Source organism: Klebsiella sp. F11, assembly GCF_056712265.1.
Window position 1 is genome coordinate 1,544,013 of record NZ_CM160060.1, and the last position, 22,333, is coordinate 1,566,345.

Annotated in this window: 21 protein-coding genes, 6 pseudogenes and 1 other annotated feature; of the genes and pseudogenes, 18 read left to right on the forward strand and 9 right to left on the reverse strand. The window is 50.5% G+C overall.

Annotated elements, in window-relative coordinates:
- Position 1: 1 nt before the first annotated feature.
- The gene (locus tag AC1M2H_RS07690; protein WP_480150907.1) at positions 2 to 400 is read right to left on the reverse strand and encodes a VOC family protein; all 399 of its coding nucleotides are present in this window, start codon (positions 398 to 400) and stop codon (positions 2 to 4) included.
- A gap of 759 nt (positions 401 to 1,159) precedes the next feature.
- On the opposite strand from AC1M2H_RS07690, the pseudogene AC1M2H_RS07695 reads away from it, so the two are divergent.
- From AC1M2H_RS07695 to AC1M2H_RS07730, 8 genes and pseudogenes are all read left to right on the forward strand, one after another.
- Positions 1,160 to 1,360 (forward strand): annotated as a pseudogene (locus tag AC1M2H_RS07695) (type VI secretion system contractile sheath small subunit); the annotation flags it as partial.
- 18 nt (positions 1,361 to 1,378) lie between these two features.
- Positions 1,379 to 1,657, forward strand: a pseudogene (locus tag AC1M2H_RS07700) (type VI secretion system ATPase TssH); the annotation flags it as partial.
- Entirely contained in the window at positions 1,654 to 4,005 is a 2,352-nt protein-coding gene (locus tag AC1M2H_RS07705; RefSeq protein WP_480150908.1) for a type VI secretion system Vgr family protein, read from the forward strand. The pseudogene AC1M2H_RS07700 and the gene AC1M2H_RS07705, both read left to right, overlap by 4 nt.
- 10 nt (positions 4,006 to 4,015) lie before the next feature.
- The gene (locus AC1M2H_RS07710; RefSeq protein ID WP_480150909.1) at positions 4,016 to 6,088 is read left to right on the forward strand and encodes a kinase; all 2,073 of its coding nucleotides are present in this window, start codon (positions 4,016 to 4,018) and stop codon (positions 6,086 to 6,088) included.
- Between the two features lie 3 nt (positions 6,089 to 6,091).
- Positions 6,092 to 6,565 (forward strand): hypothetical protein, encoded by a 474-nt coding sequence (locus AC1M2H_RS07715; protein ID WP_480150910.1) that lies wholly within the window; start codon positions 6,092 to 6,094, stop codon positions 6,563 to 6,565.
- A 251-nt stretch (positions 6,566 to 6,816) separates the two neighbouring features.
- Positions 6,817 to 6,888 (forward strand): annotated as a pseudogene (locus AC1M2H_RS07720) (hypothetical protein); the annotation flags it as partial.
- An 84-nt stretch (positions 6,889 to 6,972) separates the two neighbouring features.
- Positions 6,973 to 8,159 (forward strand): IS3 family transposase gene (locus tag AC1M2H_RS07725; RefSeq protein ID WP_480151836.1). Its coding sequence is split into 2 segments (ribosomal slippage): positions 6,973 to 7,249 and positions 7,249 to 8,159, totalling 1,188 coding nucleotides; the frame shifts between segments, so codons are not numbered across the junction.
- Position 8,160: 1 nt separating this feature from the next.
- Positions 8,161 to 8,466 (forward strand): annotated as a pseudogene (locus AC1M2H_RS07730) (GTP-binding protein); the annotation flags it as partial.
- A 324-nt stretch (positions 8,467 to 8,790) separates the two neighbouring features.
- Here the strand turns inward: AC1M2H_RS07730 and AC1M2H_RS07735 are convergent.
- Positions 8,791 to 9,459 carry an epoxyqueuosine reductase QueH gene (locus AC1M2H_RS07735; protein WP_480150912.1) on the reverse strand — a complete coding sequence of 223 codons (669 nt, stop codon included), beginning with the start codon at positions 9,457 to 9,459 and terminating at the stop codon, positions 8,791 to 8,793.
- 331 nt (positions 9,460 to 9,790) lie between these two features.
- On the opposite strand from AC1M2H_RS07735, the gene AC1M2H_RS07740 reads away from it, so the two are divergent.
- On the forward strand, positions 9,791 to 10,822 hold the full coding sequence (locus tag AC1M2H_RS07740; RefSeq protein ID WP_480151833.1) for an IS630 family transposase: 1,032 nt from the start codon (positions 9,791 to 9,793) through the stop codon (positions 10,820 to 10,822).
- Positions 10,823 to 11,047: 225 nt separating this feature from the next.
- Here the strand turns inward: AC1M2H_RS07740 and AC1M2H_RS07745 are convergent.
- A protein-coding gene (locus tag AC1M2H_RS07745) for an IS3 family transposase (protein WP_480150913.1) occupies positions 11,048 to 12,261 on the reverse strand; the annotation gives its coding sequence in 2 pieces (ribosomal slippage) (positions 11,048 to 11,973 and positions 11,973 to 12,261; 1,215 coding nt in all).
- Positions 11,864 to 11,980, reverse strand: a sequence feature (AL1L pseudoknot). Its footprint overlaps the gene before it by 117 nt.
- Positions 12,262 to 12,346: 85 nt before the next feature.
- Here AC1M2H_RS07745 and AC1M2H_RS07750 point away from each other — a divergent pair.
- A complete protein-coding gene (locus AC1M2H_RS07750) occupies positions 12,347 to 12,577 on the forward strand; it encodes a VOC family protein (RefSeq protein ID WP_480150914.1) in 231 nt (76 codons plus the stop codon).
- A gap of 165 nt (positions 12,578 to 12,742) precedes the next feature.
- Here the strand turns inward: AC1M2H_RS07750 and AC1M2H_RS07755 are convergent, their stop codons facing one another.
- From AC1M2H_RS07755 to AC1M2H_RS07765, 3 genes and pseudogenes are all read right to left on the reverse strand, one after another.
- Positions 12,743 to 13,321: a recombinase family protein gene (locus AC1M2H_RS07755; RefSeq protein WP_480150915.1), complete on the reverse strand. Its 579-nt coding sequence runs from the start codon at positions 13,319 to 13,321 to the stop codon at positions 12,743 to 12,745.
- A gap of 378 nt (positions 13,322 to 13,699) precedes the next feature.
- A complete protein-coding gene (locus AC1M2H_RS07760; protein WP_480150916.1) occupies positions 13,700 to 14,563 on the reverse strand; it encodes a PA3715 family protein in 864 nt (287 codons plus the stop codon).
- Positions 14,564 to 14,626: 63 nt separating this feature from the next.
- Positions 14,627 to 14,776, reverse strand: a pseudogene (locus tag AC1M2H_RS07765) (recombinase family protein); the annotation flags it as partial.
- A 321-nt stretch (positions 14,777 to 15,097) separates the two neighbouring features.
- Here AC1M2H_RS07765 and AC1M2H_RS07770 point away from each other — a divergent pair.
- The gene (locus AC1M2H_RS07770) at positions 15,098 to 16,303 is read left to right on the forward strand and encodes an AAA family ATPase (RefSeq protein WP_480150917.1); all 1,206 of its coding nucleotides are present in this window, start codon (positions 15,098 to 15,100) and stop codon (positions 16,301 to 16,303) included.
- Positions 16,300 to 17,271: a ParB family protein gene (locus AC1M2H_RS07775; protein ID WP_480150918.1), complete on the forward strand. Its 972-nt coding sequence runs from the start codon at positions 16,300 to 16,302 to the stop codon at positions 17,269 to 17,271. Before AC1M2H_RS07770 ends, AC1M2H_RS07775 begins: the two co-directional genes overlap by 4 nt.
- A 146-nt stretch (positions 17,272 to 17,417) precedes the next feature.
- On the opposite strand, the gene AC1M2H_RS07780 is transcribed toward AC1M2H_RS07775, so the two are convergent.
- The 3 genes from AC1M2H_RS07780 to AC1M2H_RS07790 are packed head-to-tail and all read right to left on the reverse strand — an operon-like array spanning position 17,418 to position 19,392.
- The gene (locus AC1M2H_RS07780) at positions 17,418 to 18,689 is read right to left on the reverse strand and encodes a Y-family DNA polymerase (RefSeq protein WP_480150919.1); all 1,272 of its coding nucleotides are present in this window, start codon (positions 18,687 to 18,689) and stop codon (positions 17,418 to 17,420) included.
- An 11-nt stretch (positions 18,690 to 18,700) separates the two neighbouring features.
- Complete coding sequence (gene umuD / locus AC1M2H_RS07785; RefSeq protein ID WP_480150920.1) at positions 18,701 to 19,150, reverse strand: translesion error-prone DNA polymerase V autoproteolytic subunit; 450 nt, start codon at positions 19,148 to 19,150, stop codon at positions 18,701 to 18,703.
- Positions 19,147 to 19,392 carry a DinI-like family protein gene (locus tag AC1M2H_RS07790; protein WP_480150921.1) on the reverse strand — a complete coding sequence of 82 codons (246 nt, stop codon included), beginning with the start codon at positions 19,390 to 19,392 and terminating at the stop codon, positions 19,147 to 19,149. The genes umuD and AC1M2H_RS07790 overlap by 4 nt, the downstream gene beginning before the upstream one ends.
- A 206-nt stretch (positions 19,393 to 19,598) precedes the next feature.
- Here AC1M2H_RS07790 and AC1M2H_RS07795 point away from each other — a divergent pair, with 206 nt between their 5' ends.
- From AC1M2H_RS07795 to AC1M2H_RS07820, 6 genes and pseudogenes are all read left to right on the forward strand, one after another.
- Positions 19,599 to 19,829, forward strand: a complete 231-nt coding sequence (locus tag AC1M2H_RS07795) for a hypothetical protein (RefSeq protein ID WP_480150922.1) — start codon at positions 19,599 to 19,601, stop codon at positions 19,827 to 19,829.
- A 437-nt stretch (positions 19,830 to 20,266) separates the two neighbouring features.
- Positions 20,267 to 20,422: a hypothetical protein gene (locus AC1M2H_RS07800; protein ID WP_480150923.1), complete on the forward strand. Its 156-nt coding sequence runs from the start codon at positions 20,267 to 20,269 to the stop codon at positions 20,420 to 20,422.
- Between the two features lie 35 nt (positions 20,423 to 20,457).
- Positions 20,458 to 20,688 (forward strand): annotated as a pseudogene (locus tag AC1M2H_RS07805) (hypothetical protein); the annotation flags it as partial.
- On the forward strand, positions 20,685 to 21,020 hold the full coding sequence (locus AC1M2H_RS07810; RefSeq protein WP_480150924.1) for a hypothetical protein: 336 nt from the start codon (positions 20,685 to 20,687) through the stop codon (positions 21,018 to 21,020). The pseudogene AC1M2H_RS07805 and the gene AC1M2H_RS07810, both read left to right, overlap by 4 nt.
- Before the next feature lie 381 nt (positions 21,021 to 21,401).
- Entirely contained in the window at positions 21,402 to 22,103 is a 702-nt protein-coding gene (locus tag AC1M2H_RS07815; protein WP_480150925.1) for a DNA methylase, read from the forward strand.
- The gene (locus AC1M2H_RS07820; protein WP_480150926.1) at positions 22,103 to 22,324 is read left to right on the forward strand and encodes a hypothetical protein; all 222 of its coding nucleotides are present in this window, start codon (positions 22,103 to 22,105) and stop codon (positions 22,322 to 22,324) included. Before AC1M2H_RS07815 ends, AC1M2H_RS07820 begins: the two co-directional genes overlap by 1 nt.
- The last annotated feature ends 9 nt before the right edge of the window (positions 22,325 to 22,333 follow it).

Sequence of the window (22,333 nt, forward strand, 5' to 3'; positions counted from 1 at the left end):
TCTAAGCCGATGACCATGCTCTATTTTGCAGAACGACCCGGTAGCCATCGTCATCGCTAAAGGTCCGCCCGTAAACATCCCAGTATGGGTTAAATGAACTCACTGGGGTAAAACCGGCCAGCTCCATTTTCGCGCACTCCCTTTGCCACTCTTGCCGATCGGGGTAGTACAGAGCCAATAAGTCTTCTGCCGTCTGCGCAGGGCGTACCGGGTGATGGTGGCAGAGGGTCAATTCGATATGCCACGGCAAATCTTTATGGCCCAGCATTATCCCGCTGAAGCCGTCGTGATGCGAAAAATCGGCAATTTTTTGTAGACCTAAACCCCGGGCATACATCCTGAATGAGTGCTCAAGATTGGTTACGGGACGGGCGATACGCAGATGGGTAAAAGACACCATAAACTCCTTTGGCGGTTGTTGTGTGCTGAGAAAGCGAAGGTGTCGTTAATATAGATGTCGCGCGGGCTGGCTCTTGCTCGTCAGTGCGGTATCTACGCTGGAGCGGGTGGGGGAAATGATGAGGGAGGGCTTCTGCATGAATAGAACAGGCTGGATATTTCTGCGGTGATATGTGGCATTTATATCCTGTTGATAGCGGGATATGAATATATCTCCGCAGCACTGGCGAGAAAGTTAGCGCTGATGCTTAACTTTTTGGATATTGGGCTGCTATCTGCTGTGGGGTGTTAAGTTAGTTATGCTTTCTCTGCACTGACTCATTTATCACCTTCGGATCGGGTGTAAAAGAGTCGTTGTCTATACGCTGATGAATTTAAATCTTCTAATCTATTTTTTTTTTTTTTTCGGTTTTCATTTCGCTCTTTAATGTTTCAGTCTGAATGTATTTTTTCTGGTTATTAACAGGTGTTTGTTGTTTTAAGTATTGAGCTGCATCAATATAATGGCGAATTTATAACAATGCTCTGATTGTTTTGGCCTCTTCGATATAAATGATTGTTTATTTCGGCTGGTGATGGTTTGTTTTTCTGATGACCTGGCGCAACTCATTATTAATAATTAGAAGAAAACTCCTGGTGATTTTATTGTTTCGCTTTGAATATCTTTGAGTTTGATCTTTTAATAATCATTATTCTATTATCGCCTTTAAGTAATCGAAGTATGAAAATGCGCGTAGCGATAAGTAGAGGGGGGGATTAGATGACTGACGGTTTTCAGAATGAGGTGCCAAATGCACGTATTAATATAAAATTTGGCTTTCGTTCATGCAGGGCGAGTAAGAAAACAGAATTGCCCGGTAAGTTAATGGCTGCGGGTTATTTGAGTAACAGCCCGAAGTTTGCGCCATTATCAGCGCGCGAAAAAGCCAATGTTAATAAAATTAAATTCGATGTGGTTCTTTCCGAATATTCCCAAAAGAAGCTGTCACAGGTCAGCAAGCGCCTGCATAGTCACTACGACCTGACCACGCAGATTGATGGGAGCCTGTATGACACGCTGACCGCCGCCTGTCTGCTATCGGATACCTGCGCACGCAACGTCGACAGTCTGCTCAATCAACAAATTCTGCCGGCGCTGAGTCAGCAACTGCTGACCCACATGGCCGCCAGACAGCAACCACAGTCGCTATGCCTTAGCTGGAATGAGGAAGAGGGTATCGGGCTGGAGTTTGACCGTACACAAGGAGTGCATGCATGAGCAGTAATCCCCCGATCAGATTCAGCCACAACCATCACCAGTTGTCGGTGAAGGGATGTGAAGCAGGGCTCGATGTTCTGGCCTTTGAAGGCAATGAAACCCTGAGCAAACCGTTCAGCTACCGCATTGAATTCACCAGCACAGACCATGCCATCAGTAAAGAGATGATGCTGATGAAAGCGGCCTCCCTGACGCTGCAGGCCCCGGTCGATCAGGGTTTCGGTATTAAGTTGCAGCAGGCCGTGCGTACCCTTCAGGGCGTGGTGAGTGGGTTCGAACGCCTCGGAACCTCGAAGGATGAAACTCACTACGCCCTGATCCTCACGCCGCGTCTGGCGCTGCTTGACCGTTCACACCAGAACGCCATCTATCAGGACCTGTCCGTTCCACAAATCGTCGAAAAAATCCTGCGCGAGCGCCACGCCATGCGCGGCCAGGATTTTCTGTTTTCGTTGAGCAGAGAGTACCCGCGCCGTGAGCAGGTGATGCAGTACGGTGAAGACGATTTGCATTTTATCACCCGCCTTCTGGGCGAGGTTGGGATCTGGTTCCGCTTTACCACCGACACCCGTCTGAACATCGACGTGGTGGAGTTTTACGACAGCCAGCAGGGTTACGGGAAAGGCCTGACCCTGCCGTCTGTGCCGCCGTCCGGTCAGCATTCCAAAGGGGTGGACTCGGTCTGGGAGATGGAATGCCACCACATAGTGGTGCAGAAGCAGGTCAGCACCCGCGATTACAACTACCGCCAGGCCACGGAAGACATGAACACGCTGGTCGACGCGACCCGCGGGGATGAGACCACCTACGGCGATGCTTATCACTATGCCGATAATTACCTGGCGCCGGGTAGCGCATATGACCGCAACCCGGCCCCTGAATCCGGTGCTTTTTATGCCCGTATCCGCCATGAATGCTACCTGAATGGTCAGACGAAGACTCACGCCATCACCAGCTGTCCAACCCTCTTTCCGGGTATGCTGCTGAAGGTGACTGGCGGCTACGAAGTGGCTGACGTGTTCGCGAAAGGTGTAGTCATCACGGCCATGCGCACGCATGCCCGCCGTGACAAGGACTTTGCGGTTGATTTTGACGGCATTCCGGACAGCACCGATTTTGGTTTCCGTCCGGAGCCCGCCAGGCGCCCGGTGATGGCCGGTACGCTGCCTGCCCGCGTGACCAGCACCACCGAAAATGACACCTACGGGCATATCGACAAAGATGGCCGCTATCGCGTCAACATGCTGTTTGATCGGGACAACTGGGAAACCGGGTTCGAGAGCCTGTGGGTGCGTCAGTCCCGCCCGTATGCTGGCGATACTTACGGTCTGCACCTGCCGCTGCTGGCGGGCACCGAAGTGGCGATTGGCTTTGAGGACGGTAACCCGGACAGGCCGTACATCGCCGGAGTTCTGCACGACTCGGCGCACGGCGACCACGTCACCATCCAGAACTACAAACGCAACGTCCTGCGCACGCCGGCGAACAACAAAATCCGCCTCGACGATAACCGCGGCCAGGAGCACATCAAGGTCTCGACGGAGTACGGCGGCAAGAGCCAGCTGAACCTCGGCCATCTCATCGACAGCGAAAAACAGAAGCGCGGGGAAGGTTTTGAGCTCAGAACCGACAGCTGGGGAGCCATCCGGGCACAGAAAGGGATATTCATCAGCGCTGATGGCCAGACGAAAGCACAGGGCCAGGTGCTGGAGATGCAGCCAGCGGTCAGCAATCTGGGTGATGCCCGGGAGCAGATGACGTCCATCTCCGATAACGCGCAGAAGGCGACCGCGAACCCGGCCGATCTCCAGGCGCAAATCAAACTGCTGGAACAGCAACTGACAGACCTCAAAAAATCAGTGCTGCTGCTCAGCGCGCCGGATGGTATAGCGATGACCAGCGGACAGCATCTGCAGGTCTCGGCCGGTCAGAATCTGATTGCTACGGCCGGTAAAAATGCGGACGTTAGCGTGGTGAAAAACTTGTTTGTCGGGGTTGGTAATGCCCTGAGCGTGTTTGTACGTAAGCTAGGTATTAAGCTCATTGCCAACCAGGGGCCCGTGAAAATACAGGCGCAAAATGACCTGATGGAATTGTTAGCCCGCAAAGAAATCGGCATCGTCAGTACTGAAGATGAAATCAGAATAATTGCCAATAAAAAACTGATATTAAACGGAGGAGGGAGTTATATCACTCTGGATGCGAATGCTATTGAGTCAGCAACAAATGGTGAATATAGAACTAAAGCTGGGCATTATGGAAGGACGGAAAAAGCAAATAATAAAGAACCGGTTCCAGCATTATCACCAACTCAGAAAGCTCCATCAGGAAAATTCACTTTCTCATGAGGTTTAAACCATGATTATCAGCCCTCCGTATATAAGACCGCATTCACCTAATGAAAGTGATGAAGTATGGGTAAGTAAAATGATGCCACAAGATCCGCAAAGAGGATTTCCGATTAATGGAAAAGAATCGTGGCATGGTGGAGTGCATATAACGCATAATGATTCTGGGCATCCTCCAGAAATGATTAGAGCCATTTCTGATGGAATAGTTGTTTTCGTTAGAAAACCGAGTAGCAAAGACAAGACGAAAATAAAGCCATTGAATTATGATGGTTACACCGATGATGGGTGTGTAGTGATTAAGCATGTTACCGAAATTGGCTCAGGTGAACGTGGGAAGATTGTATTTTATTCTATGTATATGCACCTGAACTTAGTTTCCCCATCTATTGTTGTAGGAGGACCGGTGGAAAGGAAGGCCTCTTTAGGTACAACCGGAATGGTTGATGGTGTGAACTCAACACATTTTCAAATATATTGCGAAGATCAAGAGATAGAAAAAATAACAGGAAGGTCTCAACCGTTACTTGACACAACCAAAAATGGTAGAAGTGATGTTGTTTTTGGGGACATTCATTTTAGAGTTCCTGTTGGAACTCCTTTCTTTGATGGGAAATATGTAGACGGCAAGCCAATAATTGACAAAGAGCCAAACTATAAAAACAGCACAGAACTGTATATTACCGTTAAAACGAATGGAAATGATAGGGTCATTAGTACTCGTAAAGAAGGAGCAGATAAAAATGTCTATGATTTAGTAAAGCCATCAATTAATGATGCGAGTGGGCTAAATGAAGAAAATATGTATGAGTTTGCGCTGAATTTATATCCTGACTCAATTTCAGCCGGTTATGAACTACTACGTTTTGGTAGAGTGTTGAATGCTGAGAGTAAATCACTATCAGAAGATAGATCGAACTGCTGGATGCTCGTTAACCATCCAGGAGGTAGTGGTTTTATAAATATAGCATCCGAGAAAATAAAAAAATTTAGTGACGCAGACTTTCCCCATTGGATGGGCTGGATTTTGGTTACTGATGATTCGGATATGAACAGTCAATGTAACTCTGAAATTGTTCTTAACTCCCCAAAGGAAAACAGAAGTCGATTAGTATGCAGATTTCCATTTGAATGGGATGCCGGAACATTGGAAGAACGCTTCGGTTGGCTGCAGGAAAAAAATAAAACTGTTGATCCGCTTTTGGATGATGAATCGTGGAATAACCTTTTAGTTCATGCTCGAGCTTTATGTATTGATGGGGATATACCTAAAAATAGAGTGTGGCATTTTGAGCCTTCCTCATTTATCTCATGGTTTAGAAAGTGTAACTGGTTATCCGAGAAAGAGTTCGAGAAAATCTATCCAGATAATCTTTATCCAACAAAGGCTTTGGATAAAATTGGTGAAACGCCAAGCCAAATTCGAGAAAAATATAGACCAACGGTAAATAAATGTTTGGAGAAATATTTCATTACAACACCGACACGTAAGTCTCATTTCTTTGGCCAAGGAGCTATCGAGTCAGGAATGCTTTCACTTATGATAGAGGGAGCAGCCAGTTTTTCGAAAAATCCATTTCATGCGAGCTTTTCTTCTGAGGTAAATGGATATTATAATCCACCTGCAGGAGGGTACCTTGATTATCTAAATGGTCGCCTGGGAAATATTGAGCCTGGGGATGGTCCTAAATTTAGAGGTCGAGGTATGAAACAGCTTACAGGTCGGGAAAATTATAGTAAATACTGGGGTTATAGAGGATGGATAGATTTAAATGAATACCCAATGTCTTACAAGGGTTTTAAGCATCAATGGTGGCATCCTATAAAATTAAGTAATGCCCCAACAATCGATGAACCGCAACTCCTGTCAATCGATCCATATAATTGTATCGATGCAGGAGCTTGGTACTGGATAGCCGGTTCAAGAACCGCCAAGTTCCGTACTATTAATACTATTATTAAAGAGCAAGACGTTTCATACGAACACACACGAGCTATAACATATTCAATTAACGGTGGATATACTGCTGATGATCTAAGATGGAAACAGACAATTCGAATCTCTCACATTTTGATGGACTAATTTATGAAAGCAATATTAACAACGTTAGCCTTTGTCATTGCATCATTCAACTCACAGGCTTCCGAAATTTCTTTGACTGGGAATAACCTGATAACAATCACCAATAATAATGGCGTAAAAAAATTAAAATTTGACATATCCATTAATGGATACACTGTCAAGTGCAGCGGTGATAAAATCATTCTATGGGGTAAACCCATTAAATTTAACGAGGGAAATCCCCAAGATACAAGTGTTATACTCGTCAACCTGAATGATAAGAATCAGGTAATTGAAAAGAGTATAAGTGAAGGCGTGTTTGATGTTGAATATTTGAAAAGTAAAAACAGTGCATTCATTGGCACTGGAAAAGGTTTATTTATTAATTTGAACAGTGGTCAAATTGATGAGGTGAAAAATGATTTCGATCCTTCAGATGATAATAACTTTGAGTCATGTAATAAAAGTAAATCGTGGGAATTTAATCGGTACAATTAGCCAGAATAAGCATCCCGTTCAGTCCGTTGAAGACGGCGCTGCAGTCCCATGACTTGCTTTGCCGCCGCCACTGAAATCGCCCGGCAGTTACCACAGATGATCATCAGCGGTGTTACCATACTGGTTGTGCTCTGGATCACGCTCGTTACCCCGATTGCTAATCGACAGGAGAAGGTCGCGTGAGACTGAAAGTTTGATTCCTGGGATGTTACCGGATATCGGCGCGCATCGCGCATAACGTCGACGGCTAACTTAATCAGCAAATTCTGCCAGTGCTGAGCCAGCAGCTGTTGACCCATATGGCGGTGAAGCAGAAGCCCAAATAACCGACTCTGGAGTGGAATGACTATGGGGGCATCGTGCTGGAGTTTGATACCACAGCCACAGAACTGTGCTGTGGTCGAATAATCAGGACACTAAACTTACATCCAAAATGGAGGTGTTTAGTGAATCAGAAGCGAAAGTTTACGCCAGAATTTAAGAAGGAAACGGTGGCCCTGGTGCTGACGCAAAATTACTCCATTGCGCGTGCCGCAACTTCTTTGGGGATCAGCGCCAAAACATTGCGCAGTTGGGTCGCCGCCGCGCGCCAGCGCCATGAAAGTCCGCTTAGTGAAGATGAACAAGCTGAACTCCGAAGGCTACGTCTAGAAAACAAAGAGTTACGCATTGAGAAGGAAATATTAAAAAAGGCGAGCGCCTTCTTTGCGAAGCACATGTCGTGAGATACCAGTTTATCCTCGATAACGCAGGTAATTACAGGCTACGGACGCTTTGTCGCGTGATGCGCATTAGCCCGTCCGCATGGTATGCCTGGCGAAAAAAGCCGATAGCCTGCCCGCCGAAAGATACCGCAGTCAGGGTGATGCTCAAGGCGTTATTCTCTGCCAGTCGGGAAAGTGCCGGGAGCCGAACGCTGGTTAAAAAGCTCCGTGAAGAAGGCGTCACCATAAGTCGTTGGCGCGTTAGAAAAATCATGAGCGAAGAGGGACTTCTCTGCCGGCAACGCCGTGCCTGGAAGGTCACAACGAAACCGAAGAAAGGGGCTGATTTTGCACCAAATCTGTTGAATCAGAACTTCAATCCTCCCGGACCGGACCAGATATGGGTGAGTGATATTACGTATCTGAAAACGGGTGAAGGCTGGTTGTACCTGGCTGCGATCATGGATTTATATTCCCGCCGGATCGTCGGTTGGCACATTGACAAGAGAATGACATCGTCGCTGGTTTGCCGGGCTCTCATGCAGGCTTACAACCTGCGCAATCCACCGACAGGGCTGGTCGTCCATACCGATCGTGGAGCGCAGTATACCAGCAAGCGCTTCCAAACGCAGTTAACCAGTTACGGACTCAGAAGCAGCATGGGAGATGTTGGCGCCTGCTGGGATAACGCGGTAATGGAGCGTTTTTGGGGCAGTTTGAAACATGAATGGGTGCTGTTGATCCCGCAGCAGACGCGGGCAGGTATGAAACGTGATGTTGCAGACTATATGCGTTATTACAATCTTGACAGAAACCATGCTTCGAATGGGTATTTATCGCCAGTGCGATATGAACAGATGGCTGAGAAAAAAGTGTCCTGTTTAACTTGACCAGATCACCGGCAGCTGGTCACAGGCGGGAGGAGTAGCAAGACAGGGGCTCGGCGGAATGTGGTGGGCAAGCGTGCCCAGAGACCGCTGGCCAGATGACGAACAATCGCTGAAGTTTATCGAGGCAAACTGGGTCGATGGCATTGGCGATGCCCGCCAGGAGCTGGTCTTTATCGGGATAGAGATGAATGAAACTGAACTGCGCGCAAAACTGGATGCAGCGCTGTTAACCGATGAAGAGATGGCAGAAGGCCCACATCTCTGGTCTCAATACCCTGATCCTATTGAATCCTGGTTTGAAGATTAATATGAAGTAACCCTGTAGAAGAGCAATGTGACGAGATAATCGCAAAAGCGTTGATATCACAGCTCCACTTGTAAGACAGTTACTATTAAAGATATATGCTTTGGCAGGAATAACCGTAACCATCAGAAACACGGCGATAAAGACTGCGGAAAATAATACAACAATCGCTGGGGTGCGCTGTCGATAAAAATGACAGCCATACCCCGGCCAGTGAAATAACGACGGAGATAATAACCGACTCAAGCAGCGCAACGTGAAACCGACACGCGATCAGGATGACAATACAGGAACGCTTCCACGCCCCGGAGGGCATGGCATCAAAAATCAGTCTTGCCCTTCTTCTTTCCCGTAGTAGAGCTTACCGAGTTTGATAAGAGGACGCCCCTGGGATTTGCGGTGCAGGTTGCTGTCACGCAGTGAATAAACGCAGCCGCAGTATTCCTGCTGGTAGAACTGCTCGCGCTTGCTGATTTCAATCATGCGCGACGAACCGCCCTGCTTGCGCCAGTTATAGTCCCAGTACACCATGCCCGGATAGTGCGCGGCGGCTCGCTGTCCGCAGTCGTTGATTTGCTGCATATTCTTCCAGCGCGAAATACCCAGCGAGCTGCTAATCACGCTGAAACCATTTTCAGCGGCGTACAGCGCAGTTCGCTCAAAACGCATGTCAAAACACATGGTGCAGCGGATGCCACGCTCGGGCTCCCATTCCATGCCTTTGGCGCGCTCAAACCAGTTGTCGGTATCGTAATCCGCGTCGATAAACGGTACGCCGTGCTGTTCAGCAAAGCGAATATTCTCATCCTTACGAATCAAATACTCTTTCTGAGGATGAATGTTCGGGTTGTAGAAGAAAATGGTGTAGTCGATTCCCGAGGCCTGGATCGCCTCCATCACCTCACCGGAACAGGGAGCACAACAAGAGTGCAGCAGAAGTTTGTCTGCCCCATTCGGGAGTTCCAGTTTAGGACGTTTGAAATCAGCGGTAGTCATACATTTATTTGTTGGGATAATGAGAGTTGCCATGAGTGTAGCATCAGCGCAGTGTTATCTGAAATGGTGGCCTGTCTCATACATATCCGGCAATGTCTGCTATTGGCACAGAGCTGCCTGTCAGATTAGGTTTAGCTCTGTGCCACAGCTGTGTCAGGTAAAGTCTGAGCTAATACACATTATTTGCCATCCTTTTCCTCATAACATTCTATTGTATTCATGCGCTATCAGAAACTATACACTAATTAAATTTTTTTATGCTTATTGGCTTCTATACCCGTGATCATTGAAACTGCTTGATTTCGTCGGTGCTGAGGATCATGCTCAGGCCATGAACGTAAAACTGACCTCCGCACAGATTGCCGCCCTTGAGGCTCAGCACCGGCAGAGTCGTGACCGCCGTGTCTGCGACCGGATACGCTGCGTGCTGCTTTCTGCTCAGGGCTGGTCTCCTGCCATGATTGCGCAGTCTCAGCTCATTCATGAGACCACGGTTCTGCGTCATCTATCGGATTATCTCAGCGACGGTAAGCTCACCTCTGATAACGGCGGTTCGCAGGAGCATCTGACTCCCGGGGAGTCTGCCGAACTTCGTCAGCTTCTGACTGACACTGTTCACATCACGACGGCCAGTATCGTGTCGCTTGTCCGTGACCGCTTCGGTGTGCGCTACAGCATTCCGGGTATGAATAAGTGGCTTCACCGCAACGGGTTCACCTGGAAAAAACCGTCAGGTATTCCCCATAAGTTCTGCCCGGCACAACAGCAGCAGTTCATGACGCATTATGAAGCGCTGAAGCAGGCTGCCGGTGACAGCGAACCCATTCTGTTTATGGATGCGGTACATCCGACGCAGTCAACGAAGCTGAGCTGTGGCTGGATAAGAAAGGGGGAACTGAAAGCGGTGAAAACCACCGGGAGCCGGACCCGCCTGAACATCATCAGCGCCCTCAGCGTGAACGACCTGGCCCGGACGGTGACCCGTGATTATCCGCAGATTAATGCGGATGCTATCTGCCGTTTTTTTATTGCAGTTCGCCAGACTTATCCGGTGTCGCAGAAAGTGCATCTGATACTGGACGGTGCGCCTTATCACCGGGCATCGCTGGTTAAGGACTGGGCCTTCGTGATGAATATTGAACTGCATTATCTGCCGCCGTACAGCCCGAACCTGAACCCGACAGAACGGTTGTGGAAGGTGATGAATGAGCATGTGCGGAATAACCGGTATTTTGCGTCAGCGAAAGCCTTCAGGGACGCGATAAGAGGATTTTTTGAACGAACCCTGCCGGAACTGGGGCAGAAACTGGGCTGTCGTATCAACGACAATTTTCAGGTGCTCAGTTCCGTGTCAGAGACATAACGACGTATAGCGTAAGGTGTTCACCTGTGAACAAAATAACTCTCATTGATCATGTTGCAATAACTGTTGCCGACCTTGAAGTATCTTACTGTTTTTACGATAAATTGTTTGGTGCAAAAATTCATGCAGAGTACGCCCCCTTTGGGAAACTGCTTGTAAGGCAGGTATCGCTGGGTGATATTGTGAACCGCCCCGGTTTTCCGGGAGAGTGTTTTGTCTGTGAACTCAGGCTGCCAGATCCTTATTACCGATGGAAGCGTAATATGCCTGTTCGGCTTCTGCCGGTGGCATATGACCCAGCCTTTCCAGCAACCGGCGATTGTTGTACCAGTCCACCCACGTCAGTGTAGCAAGTTCAACCTCTGATCTGGTTTTCCAGCTTTGACGATGTATGACCTCCGCTTTGTAAAGCCCGTTGATGCTTTCTGCCATTGCGTTGTCGTAGGAGTCTCCTGTGCTGCCCGTTGATGCCAGCAGCTCTGCGTCCTTTAGCCGCTGCGTGTACGCCAGTGACACATACTGCGACCCTTTATCGCTGTGATGGATGGTGCCCGTCGGGCGCCGGGCCCACAGCGCCTGCTCCAGCGCATCCAGCACGAACGCCGTCTCCATTGACGACGACACCCGCCAGCCCACGATACGCCCCGCGAACACGTCGATGATGAACGCCACATACGCGAAGCCCTGCCAGGTGCTCACGTACGTGAAGTCTGCCACCCACAGCTGGTCTGGCCGTTCTGCCACGAACTGGCGGTTCACCCGGTCGCCGGCGGCGGCGTCTTTCCGGCTGACGGTGGTCCGGATATTTATGCCCCGCCGCACCCCGGCGAGCCCCATCGCCTTCATCAGCCGTGCCACCGTACATCTGGCCACGCTGATGTGCTCGCGGAGCAACTGACGCCAGACCTTGCGAATGCCATACACACTGTGGTTTTCATCGTACACGCGCTGTATCTCCACTTTCAGAAGGTCGTCACGCTGTTCCCGCAGGCTGCGCCTGTCCGGATGCCGGCGATGTTGGTGATGCCGGTAATATGTCGACGGGGCGATATCCAGCTCGTGGCATACCGGTCCGACCCCGTGTTCACTGCGCAGGGTATCCACCAGGGGCGCTATTTTTTCCACAGGCGGTCGAACTCCGCCTTCGCAAAATACGCGGAAGCCTGGCGCAGAATGTCGTTGCTGCGTTTCAGCTCACGGTTCTCCCGCTCCAGCTCTTTCAGGCGCTGGCGTTCAGCGGTGGTGAGCCCACCGTCACCTGCACCGGCATCGCGCTCATACTGACGCAGCCAGGTACGCAGGGTCTCAGGCGTACAGCCGATTTTAGGGGCGATGGAGCTGATGGCTGCCCACTGTGAGTCATAGTCGTTCTGGCTTTCAATAACCATACGAACGGCCCGCTGACGAATCTCAGGGGAAAAGCGAGTATTTTTAGTCATCCTGTTTACCTCTCTCAAAGAGTTTAGTCTCCAGGATTCCCGGGGCGGTTCAATTGTCCTGAGTTTACATCAGGTTGAGAATGGCGTGGAACTTGTAGCTAAAAGGCCAATGCCAGGGAGTGCTGATTTATGCTTCCGGTGGGGAGGGACAATTCTCAGCGTGTTAGAGCTACTTGAGAAAAACGATATCGAAATAATCCATGGCCCGGTGCCCCGTGAAACGAGTTCAGGTCAGCCATCACAATCTGTTTTCTTTCGGGATCCTGATGGAAATCTGCTGGAGTTAATGGCTGCTGATAATAAAGACCAAGGTTAAAATACTCAATAAAGTCAAAAATAAATATTTTCATCTGCAGGACTTAATGTGGCTCCCTGAAACAATCTGCACTTTGAAGTTTATTGAGTATAATTCTTAACATCTTATGTTTTCTCCAACTTCTGCTGCTGGCACATAGCAGACCGTACAGCTGAGAACTCAGGGTCATGACTGCCCAGTCTTTACTCTGAGTATGGTTTGCCGGGTAGTATTTAATTCCCGGGCAATGGCGCTGATACTGATCCCGGCGTTAATCCGTGCAATCACCGTGGTTTTCTGCTCTTCATTCAGCACTGAAGGACGTCCAAACCGCTTTCCGGATGCTTTTGCCCGCGCAATACCAGAGTGCGTACGCTCTAGCAGCAAATCCCGCTCAAACTCAGCCACGGCTGAAATCACCTGCATTGTCATTTTCCCTGCCGGACTGGTCAGGTCCACGCCACCCAGCGTCAGGCAATGTACCCGAATGTCAGACACTGCAAGTTGTTCGACGGTTTTTCTTATATCCATCGCATTGCGGCCAAGGCGGTCAAGTTTGGTGACAATCAGTACATCACCATTTTCCATGCGATCAAGAAGCCTGATAAATCCCGGTCTTTCGCTGGCCGCGACTGACCCACTGATGTGTTCCTCAATTATTCGCTGGGGTCTGACAGCAAAACCGGCGGTTTCGATTTCTCTGCGCTGGTTCTCAGTTGTTTGCTCCAGAGTGGAGACCCGACAGTAAGCAAAAACACGTGACATAGGAAACTTTCCGTACGAAATGGATGTCCGAATTATAACGTATGTACGAAATTAATTTTACTGACTTTCGGACATATTGTCAGATTGGTGTACGAAACCGACCGATTTCGGACATATTCTGTGAGGTATCATTGAACATCATCAAGCTGACAGCTTCAGGGGCTGTAACGGGGCCGGTCCCCTTCCCTGCTGTTCTGGTCTCTCCGGGCGTACTGTGCCATCACACAGGCGCATAATGGTTTACCGTGAGATGACGGATTAGCGGGCAACAGTGCTGATACTGGCCCCGCTTTGAGGCGTCCGGCTACTGTCTGCTGCTGTTCCCGGTTCAGCGCCGGAGGCGGCCAAATCGTTTACCAGTCTGCTCTGACAGACAGATTACCTTATTGACTGCATTCCCCCGGGAACGATATAACGATGACCGTCATATCGCAGGAGACTACGGCTGATATCTTTACCATTATCAATTGAGTCGCACTGACCCTCCTTGTTTGTAAAAGCCCCAGTTTTTTTCGTTCGGGTCGTGACCATGATGTTGGCAGCCCCATTATTTTTTTCCTTGTCAATGACGAGTGTGCGGCCTATGTCTTCGAAATGCCCATTGCAGTTGCCGTCCGTCTCACCTCCATACCTGGCAACCTCCAGACTTTTAAGCACAGGATGAAGTGAAGAGCCGTTCATATCAAACAACCATAGGCTTGTCTGTTCAAAAGGGTTTACGCTGGACGAGCCCTTTCTCGACATACGAAGACCAAAGGCCAGGCGATCATCAAACAACCGATAAGCTGCTGTGTCCAAATCAAGCTGGTTCAGACTAAAGGCGTCCTCATCAAGTATGTTCACGAGACGGAGGCGCGCGACAGGCTTAAAGTTGTCATGGTTCAGCACTGCGACTTCGATATCGCCAACCGCGCGGCCTTCGCCTTGTTCTTTCAGTAACGGCAAAGCGACAAGCAGAAACCTGGGATAAGCCGGCCATTGTCGGCAGATCATCGTATAGGGGTCGCCAAGATGGTGGTTAGCGGAAATCGTTACAGACGCGCTACCAACGGTATAATTAGATCCCGTTTTTTCAGCTCGGGGATACAGTGCTTTCAATATTTGCTCTGCTCCTGATCCACAGTCGTTATCATGATTAGAGGCATGGACAGGCTCTATGAAAAGGAGTGCGGCGGCAAGTACTGATAAGCTAATGCGGATTATCAAAGGCATATATTCCTTTTCATTAAAGATGCAGATCAAGAAATCTGAGGGTTGTTTTTGGCTTTGTTTGTGTATTCTGGCGAACCTGGACGGTTATTCCGGGGGGATGTGAATTGTCGTGCCAGAGACATTATCAATATACCAGCCAGTAATATGGTGGCGATACTGATTTGAAAATGCTTTCAGTGTATTTTTTGCACGACCAGCATCCTGCTCTGATGTCGATGTCCGAAGATAACCGAAAACGAACATTTTTTTGCCTTGTGGTAACGTTTAAGTGGTATTGGTATTCATGGTATCACTTATGTGGTCACAATAATATGTGAAGTCCTGTTTATGGGTGGTATACATGAAGTATACCCCAATGTGACAGTTTGACGCTCCCGCCGGGTTATTCCAACGCTTTGCCTACTCCTTCATGTCTAACGACTCGTTTCAATGTGAAGGATGATTGCCTACGTACATCAAATTACTGACAATGCAAAATGTGTTGTACGTGTTATGTTGTTGTGTACAATGTGATTGAGCTTTATACGCAATTCATGGGCAGGGAATCTATCTCAGGGGAAAACTATGAAACGAGATTACGGTAGTGTCGGTACCATAGCGCTCAGAGCAAGCGCTCTACTTCAGGCCATGAGCCGGGATATTGAGGATCAAAGAAAGGAATTCAATCTGACAGAGTATCATCAAACATATACTCGTAATGCGGTTGCAAAATTGCCGAAGCTAAGCCGACGCATCGTAGAACTGGCCATGAAAGAAATGGAAGAAAGCGGCTATTATTTTAATAAAAAGCAGGTTGGCAACGTCGAGCAATATGCACTAACAATTCAGAACGTGATTGATATATACGCTCACCGACAGATACCAAAATATCGCGATGTTCATAAAGAACCTTACGTAATCTTTGTCGTCAACTTGAAAGGTGGAGTATCAAAAACTGTCAGCACAGTCACGCTGGCGCATGCACTACGAGTACATCAGGATTTGCTACGTCATGACCTTCGTATCCTTGTGATCGACCTTGACCCACAGGCGTCCAGCACTATGTTTTTGGACCATACCCATAGCATTGGTACTGTTCTTGAAACCGCCGCCCAGGCAATGCTAAATAATCTCGATGCTGAAACACTGCGAGAAGCAGTTATTCGGCCCACTATTATTCCTGGCGTTGATGTCATCCCTGCTTCTATTGATGACGGCTTTGTGGCAAGTCAATGGGAGGCTTTGGTTGCCGAACACTTACCAGGTTTTAAGCCTTCTGAAGTACTCAGGAAAACCATCATTGACCGTATCGCCGGCGATTATGATTTTGTCTTCATTGATACTGGTCCTCATCTTGATCCGTTCCTTCTTAATGGCCTGGCTGCGAGTGATTTGCTTCTCACCCCTACTCCCCCGGCGCAAGTTGATTTCCATTCAACCCTAAAATATCTGACTCGTTTACCTGAAATGCTCGAACGTCTAGAAGAAGAAGGGGTTGAGCCTCGCCTAAGTGCGAGCATAGGGTTTATGTCTAAAATGACCAGTAAGCGCGATCACGAAACTTCCCATAGTCTGGCTCGTGAGGTGTATGCAAGTAATATTCTTGACTCATCACTTCCTCGATTGGACGGGTTCGAACGATGTGGTGAATCTTTTGACACTATCATCAGTGCTAACCCTGTTTCGTATCCAGGAAGCGCAGAGGCATTGAAAAAAGCACGTACCGAAGCGGAGCGTTTTACTAAAGCCGTTTTTGACCGCATTGAATACATCCGGGGAGCGTCCAAATGAAAAAAGTTTTAGCTCGAGGGCGCGTTCTGGGTAATAGCAATTCAGAGTTCGCCCGTATGCTTGAAGGTGACGGAGATGTCAAAACCTTTACACTTAAATCAGGTAAGCAGGCCAAATTTGTCAAAACGGTAGTGTTAAGCGGAGAGATTGAATCAAAGACGTTCGTTGATGCTTCGGTTAATGGACGCGATCAGGCTATGCTTTCGCGCGAGTCAGTTACTGACATTTCCCGCACGATTAAACTTCAACAATTCTTTCCGGCTATTGGTCGGGAAGTAAACGGACGAATTGAAATATTAGACGGTACTCGTCGTCGAGCTGCCTGCAACTATAACAACGTAAAATTCGAAATTTTGGTAACAAAAGACGATATTGATCTTGCAGACGCAAGGCAGCTTGCAAAAGACATACAGACTGCAAGAGAGCATAGTCTTCGCGAACTGGGAAAACGACTGGAAGTTACCTATGGGACCAGTATGACTAAAGAAGAGATCGCTCTGGCTGAAAATATCTCTTCTGCAAAAGTTACACGGGCATTTCAGGCGGCATCAGTACCGGACGAAATGATCTCTGTATTTCCTGTAATAAATGATATTTCGCTGTCGGATTATCAATTTTTGTTGAAACTGTCTGAAGAAGCAAACCACAAAAAAACGTCAGTGAAGGAGTTGATGGATAAAGTGCGGCAAAAGCTGATGGCTCTGCCTGATTATCCAGCAATTGATAAAAGCAAAATCCTGTCAGTCTTTCGGGCAGAGAGCAAAGCTCTTATGGACCGGCCTGCAAAAACTGTTGAAACTGAGAAGTTGAAAGAGTTTTCTGATCGCAACCAGTTTGCAAGGAAGAAAACTGACTCGAAGAAGCGGCTTGTTGTTTATGAATTCTCACGTATATCTAATGAAGTGCAGTCAGAGATTGATGAAGCTATTAAGCGTATTCTTGAAAAAATGCCTTCATCTGAGCGATAAGAATTTTAAAAAAAAGGATGCCAAATGGCATCTTTTTTTTACTTTTTTCACCATGCTTTTTTGATGTTTATTGTATTGATTATAAATATTTTTTTTAAATTCTTTCATAGTGAAATCACCACGAATTTTCTTGTGTTTTTGCTTCGTCATAGTTTGGCTACTGGCAATTCAGACCAGCGAGTCGTATAGGCTGGTGAAAGCATTTCTCGTTTCATTTGCCACTCGGGAGCAATGCCTCGCCCCGCAAACCACACTTTCCCCAGCCCTGAGTGGTTAATACCGTCGAGAACCTTCATCAGCTGGCTACTGTTGCTTCTGGGCTGGATATCATCGAACAGGTTAAGCTGCGAAACCCCGGTAGGCGTGAAATCATTGAGCATGCAACCCGCTTTTGCATAACGGTGGCCATCCACCCAAATCCGGTCCAGTGCCCTGACGGCTGCGGCAATAATGTCCCGGGTGTCCTGCGTGGGGGTCTGCCGCTTCTCGCTGGCCAGATTTCCATAATACGGTTCGCTCACAGCGAACGGTGACGTTTTCACAAAGACGGCGATATGCCTGCAGAACTGCCGCTCACCGCGCAGCTTTTCAGCTGCCCGCTCCGCGTACTGGCAGACCGCCTGGCGCATCGCGTCATATTCCGTGATGCGTTCACCAAAACTCCGGCTGCAGACAATCTGCTGTTTCGGGGGAGGGGCTTCTTCCAGCGAAATACAGGGCTCTCCGTTCAGCTCCCGGACCGTTCTCTCCAGCACCACGTTAAAGTTTTTTCTGATAAAGGCCGGATCCGCGCGCGCCAGCTGCAGCGCTGTGGTGATGCCCATCGTGTTCAGTTTCTTCCCGATGCGGCGTCCGACGCCCCAGATTTCCTCCACCGGCTGCAGCGAGAGCAGTTTCTCCGTCCTGCGGCGATTTCCTGCCGTTAATGCCAGTACGCCGCCAAATTGCGGCCATTCTTTTGACGCCCACTGGGCGGATTTTGCCAGTGTTTTCGTGGGGCCCATCCCGACGCCGATGGTCAGTGCGGTATGGCGGAGAACATGCTCACGCAGCTGACGACCGAAATCCTCAAAGGCGATGCAGTTGTCGATGCCGGCGATGTCGAGGAACATCTCATCAATACTGTACTGCTCCACGCGCGGTGACAGGTCCTCAAGACAGCGCATCACGCGTTCTGACATACTGTGATAAAGCGAATAATTGCTGGAAAACACCGCCACGTTGTGCTTTTCCGCCAGCGCCTTCACCTTAAACCAGGGGGCGCCCATCGGGATATTCAGCAATTTTGACTCCCTGCTGCGCGCAATGACGCAGCCGTCATTGTTGCTGAGCACTACCACCGGCCTGTCGCGCAGGTCCGGGCGAAACACTTTCTCACAGCTGGCATAGAAGCTGTTCACGTCAGCCAGGGCAAACATACCGGCACTCCTTACAGGCGGGCCCGGGTACGGTGAATGAAGTGCATCACTACCCCGAACAGGGTGAGTTCTTCCGGCCAGAGCGTCGGATAAGCGGGATTCATCGGCTCCAGGGCAGGGCGGGGGTGCAGGCGCAGCCGCTTCACGGTAAATCCGCCGTCCACCTCCGCAATCACCACGTCGCCGTCCACGGCGGTTTCCGCCCGGTCCACCACCAGAATGTCGCCGTCATACAGACCGAGGTCTTTCATGCTTTCCCCGCTGGCGCGTAAAAAGTACGTCGCGGCAGGGTGACGGATGCACAGGCTGTTTAAATCGAGTTCCTGCTCAATATAATCCCCGGCAGGACTCGGGAAGCCCGCCGCACAGGCATCCGCAAACAGGGGCATCTGCAGGGAAGAGGGCGCGGCCGGAAGCGTGAACACCGCCTCCGGGTCATACAGGGGCTCCCTGCGACTCATTCCGGCAGCCATGTGTCGTCCTGCCAGATGGCTTCAAGTGTGTTCATGATGTCCGACTTTTCCTGGTCGCTGCGCGCGCCGCTGACATCCAGCGCAGTCTGCGAGCTTTTCCCGATATTCAGCCAGAGTTGAGGGTAGCGTGGTGTCAGGCGACGCTCAATTTCCTGCTGCAGTGCGGCAAAGGTACCGCTGCGCATAGCTTTCACCTGCTCCGGAGAAAAACGAACGGAAATCTGTAACATGATGCACCTTATTACTGTATGGATGTACAGCTATTATTTTTCCGTTCGGCAGAATTTGCAAGCCTCTTTATGCAGGTCCGTGCTGATTCCCTGCTGTCATGGCGAAAAGAGCGAGTGGCGGAAAAAACGGAGGGCAGGACTGCGCAGGCGCAGGTATCCTGTCATATACAGATATCCGATGTGTTTTTTTCCCCGAGGAGCGCTTTATGTCACCCGGCTTCATAAATGTTCTCCGGTTTGCCGGCGTTCCCGTCGACAGCAGTGAACCGGTACGCAGAAAATTCGGCAGCCGGCTGATACTGACCGTGACCCTCTGCCTGCTCCCGCTTCTGGTGTTCGACGTACCGCAGTGGGTTTTTGTTCTGTCGCAGGTTATCTGGGGCGCAGGCGTGTATATCGGCCTGTCTGTGGCCGGGGATACATCCCGGCACCGCTGATTATTCCCTTCCGGTTGTTCAAAAAAGGAACAAGTGTTGTGACGCCTGTCTTTCCGTGGCTCTCCGCTGCCTGCCTTCAGGTTATCCACAGGGTTAAACAGATGCATTGTGGACAGATGTGCCGGTAACCCTTCCTCCGCCCGGTGCGGTCAGTTGTCTGCCACCCGCTGCCAGTGTCTCGCGTCCGGTCTGGTACGGGGCGGGCGGCTTTTCCGCTCCGGCCCGGCGTCGTTGAGAGTTTCCGCCAGTCCCTCGCCCTTTAAGGAACGCCCTTCAAGCCGCTTTTGCGGCATATCCTCGCCGTCGAACAGACTGACGGCTGCGATATTCCACAGTCGGCCTGACCCGTGACCGGACGCGATGAACAGGCAGCGTGCGGCAGGGAACGGTATCGCGGTGATGCCTCCTGCCCACGCTGACTGTGTAAGGAGCTTCTCATGCCCAACTGGTGTGCCAGCCGACTGACGTTCAGTGGTATCAGACAAGACAATGACGCCCTCAAAATGTGGGTTGCCCCGGACGATGAGGACAGCCTCTCTGACGTCATCGGTTCGGCGTCGCTCATCAACAACATCGCGCACTTTGGCGGCTGACAGGAGGCGGACGGGAAACCGCCCGGATAACAATGGAAAAACGTATGACAGTAAAAGCCTTTATCACCCGTCTGTCGCACTATCCCGATGATGCACTCTGCTGCGGAACATTCTGGCTGGCCGACGATTTCCTGTCGCTGGACGGTACGCTTACGGAAGATGACATCGACGCCGCGATGGAGCTGGCTCAGGACAGCCATGATGCCGGTACAGGATTTAACTGGAGCCACCTGCAATCCGCCATCGACGAGGTGAAACGCGTATGAACACCTGGCTTGTTGGTTTTACCGTTGAAACCGGTGACGTGGAAAGGATGGTGTACCACATGGTCACCGCTCAGACCCTGGAAGTGGCGGAAGCGGGAGTGATGGCGATGGGGCGAACATGGTGGCCAGCGCTGAAGCGTGAGGATGACGGGCACAGGTGGTTGTATCCGGACGGCGACGTCTGGTTTAACAGCATCATTCTGCTCGATGACCTGGAGACCCGTATCCTGCACGGTCTTAAATTCCTCGACACCTGGCGTGTCTTCGGTAAGCCGGAGGCGCCAGTCGTCTGCGACGAGTGGGGCGATGACTGGCGGGATATCACCCGCTGACCTTTTCCTGACCGGGCGTTCTGCCCGGTTTTTTTACCCCGGCAAAGGTTGTCGCCTCATCCCGGCTCCGCTTTTATCCGCGACGGCGTCGCGGGGAATGAGACTGCCGCACGCTGCCAGTATCTCGCGTCCGGTCTGGTACGGGGCGGGCGGCTTTTCCGCTCCGGCCCGGCGTCGTTGACAGTTTACGCCAGCCCCTCGCCCTTTAAGGAACGCCCTTCAAGCCGCTTTTGCGGCATATCCTCGCCGTCGAACAGACTGACGGCTGCGGTATTCCACAGTCGGCCTGACCCGTGACCGGACGCGATGAACAGGCAGCGTGCGGCAGGGAACGGTATCGCGGTGATGCCTCCTGCCCCCTCTGACTACAGGAGTGCTGCCATGTCCAGATTCATTCTCGGGGACTGTACTGACGTGATGCGCGGATTTCCCGACCGTGCCGTTGACCTTATTGTGACCGATCCGCCTTACCTCGTCGGCTTTAAGGACCGTTCAGGCCGCCAGATTGCCGGCGACGTCACCGATGAATGGCTGGAGCCTGCCACCCTTGAGATGTACCGCGTGCTGAAAAAAGACGCGCTGATGGTCAGCTTCTACGGCTGGAACCGCGTTGACCGCTTTATGGCGGCGTGGAAAGCGGCGGGGTTCTACGCGGTGGGGCAGATTGTGTTCACCAAAACCTATGCCTCCAACCGCCGCAGCGCGAAGGGGCGTCGCGGGTTTGTGGAATACCGCCATGAAGGGGCCTACGTGCTCGCCAAAGGCCGCCCGTTGCCACCTGAAAAACCCTTGCCGGACGTGCTGCCGTTTCCCTATACCGGCAATGCCCTGCATCCGACCCAGAAGCCGGTGGAAGCGCTACAGCCGCTGATTGAGTCATTCAGTGCCCCGGGGGCGATTGTCCTCGATCCGTTTGCCGGCAGCGGCTCGACCTGCGTCGCCGCATACCGCGCCGGACGCCGCTATATCGGCATCGAAATGCTGGAGCAGTACCACCGGAAAGGGGCCGAACGGCTGGCCGCGATGCGCCGCGCCGTCAACACCCCGGCGGCGAACGAAGAGTGGATGCCGGAGGCCGCCTGATGAACTACGACGGACACGAAGCCCTTCGCCGCGAGGTGGCGGCACTGGTCAACAGCATGTGCGACCTGCGTACCACCCTCAAAGTGCTGGAAGACCGTTATCACTGGCGGCATGAAGGACTGACTGAACGGCTGGCCGGGCAGAGCCTGCGACGCATCAACACCCTGCTGAATGAGGCTTACAACGAAGCCCTGATGCTCGACGAATCTTTTAAAGACTGAACCCCGGGC

Coding starts and splice junctions, on each gene's coding strand:
- AC1M2H_RS07710 (WP_480150909.1), top strand. CDS start 4,016: ATGATTATCAGCCCTCCGTATATAAGACCGCATTCACCTAATGAAAGT.
- umuD (WP_480150920.1), bottom strand. CDS start 19,150: ATGAGTCGCAGGGAGCCCCTGTATGACCCGGAGGCGGTGTTCACGCTT.
- AC1M2H_RS07820 (WP_480150926.1), top strand. CDS start 22,103: ATGAACTACGACGGACACGAAGCCCTTCGCCGCGAGGTGGCGGCACTG.
- AC1M2H_RS07790 (WP_480150921.1), bottom strand. CDS start 19,392: ATGTTACAGATTTCCGTTCGTTTTTCTCCGGAGCAGGTGAAAGCTATG.
- AC1M2H_RS07775 (WP_480150918.1), top strand. CDS start 16,300: ATGAAAAAAGTTTTAGCTCGAGGGCGCGTTCTGGGTAATAGCAATTCA.
- AC1M2H_RS07715 (WP_480150910.1), top strand. CDS start 6,092: ATGAAAGCAATATTAACAACGTTAGCCTTTGTCATTGCATCATTCAAC.
- AC1M2H_RS07690 (WP_480150907.1), bottom strand. CDS start 400: ATGGTGTCTTTTACCCATCTGCGTATCGCCCGTCCCGTAACCAATCTT.
- AC1M2H_RS07810 (WP_480150924.1), top strand. CDS start 20,685: ATGAACACCTGGCTTGTTGGTTTTACCGTTGAAACCGGTGACGTGGAA.
- AC1M2H_RS07800 (WP_480150923.1), top strand. CDS start 20,267: ATGCCCAACTGGTGTGCCAGCCGACTGACGTTCAGTGGTATCAGACAA.
- AC1M2H_RS07780 (WP_480150919.1), bottom strand. CDS start 18,689: ATGTTTGCCCTGGCTGACGTGAACAGCTTCTATGCCAGCTGTGAGAAA.
- AC1M2H_RS07795 (WP_480150922.1), top strand. CDS start 19,599: ATGTCACCCGGCTTCATAAATGTTCTCCGGTTTGCCGGCGTTCCCGTC.
- AC1M2H_RS07755 (WP_480150915.1), bottom strand. CDS start 13,321: ATGTCACGTGTTTTTGCTTACTGTCGGGTCTCCACTCTGGAGCAAACA.
- AC1M2H_RS07770 (WP_480150917.1), top strand. CDS start 15,098: ATGAAACGAGATTACGGTAGTGTCGGTACCATAGCGCTCAGAGCAAGC.
- AC1M2H_RS07705 (WP_480150908.1), top strand. CDS start 1,654: ATGAGCAGTAATCCCCCGATCAGATTCAGCCACAACCATCACCAGTTG.
- AC1M2H_RS07735 (WP_480150912.1), bottom strand. CDS start 9,459: ATGACTACCGCTGATTTCAAACGTCCTAAACTGGAACTCCCGAATGGG.
- AC1M2H_RS07740 (WP_480151833.1), top strand. CDS start 9,791: ATGAACGTAAAACTGACCTCCGCACAGATTGCCGCCCTTGAGGCTCAG.
- AC1M2H_RS07815 (WP_480150925.1), top strand. CDS start 21,402: ATGTCCAGATTCATTCTCGGGGACTGTACTGACGTGATGCGCGGATTT.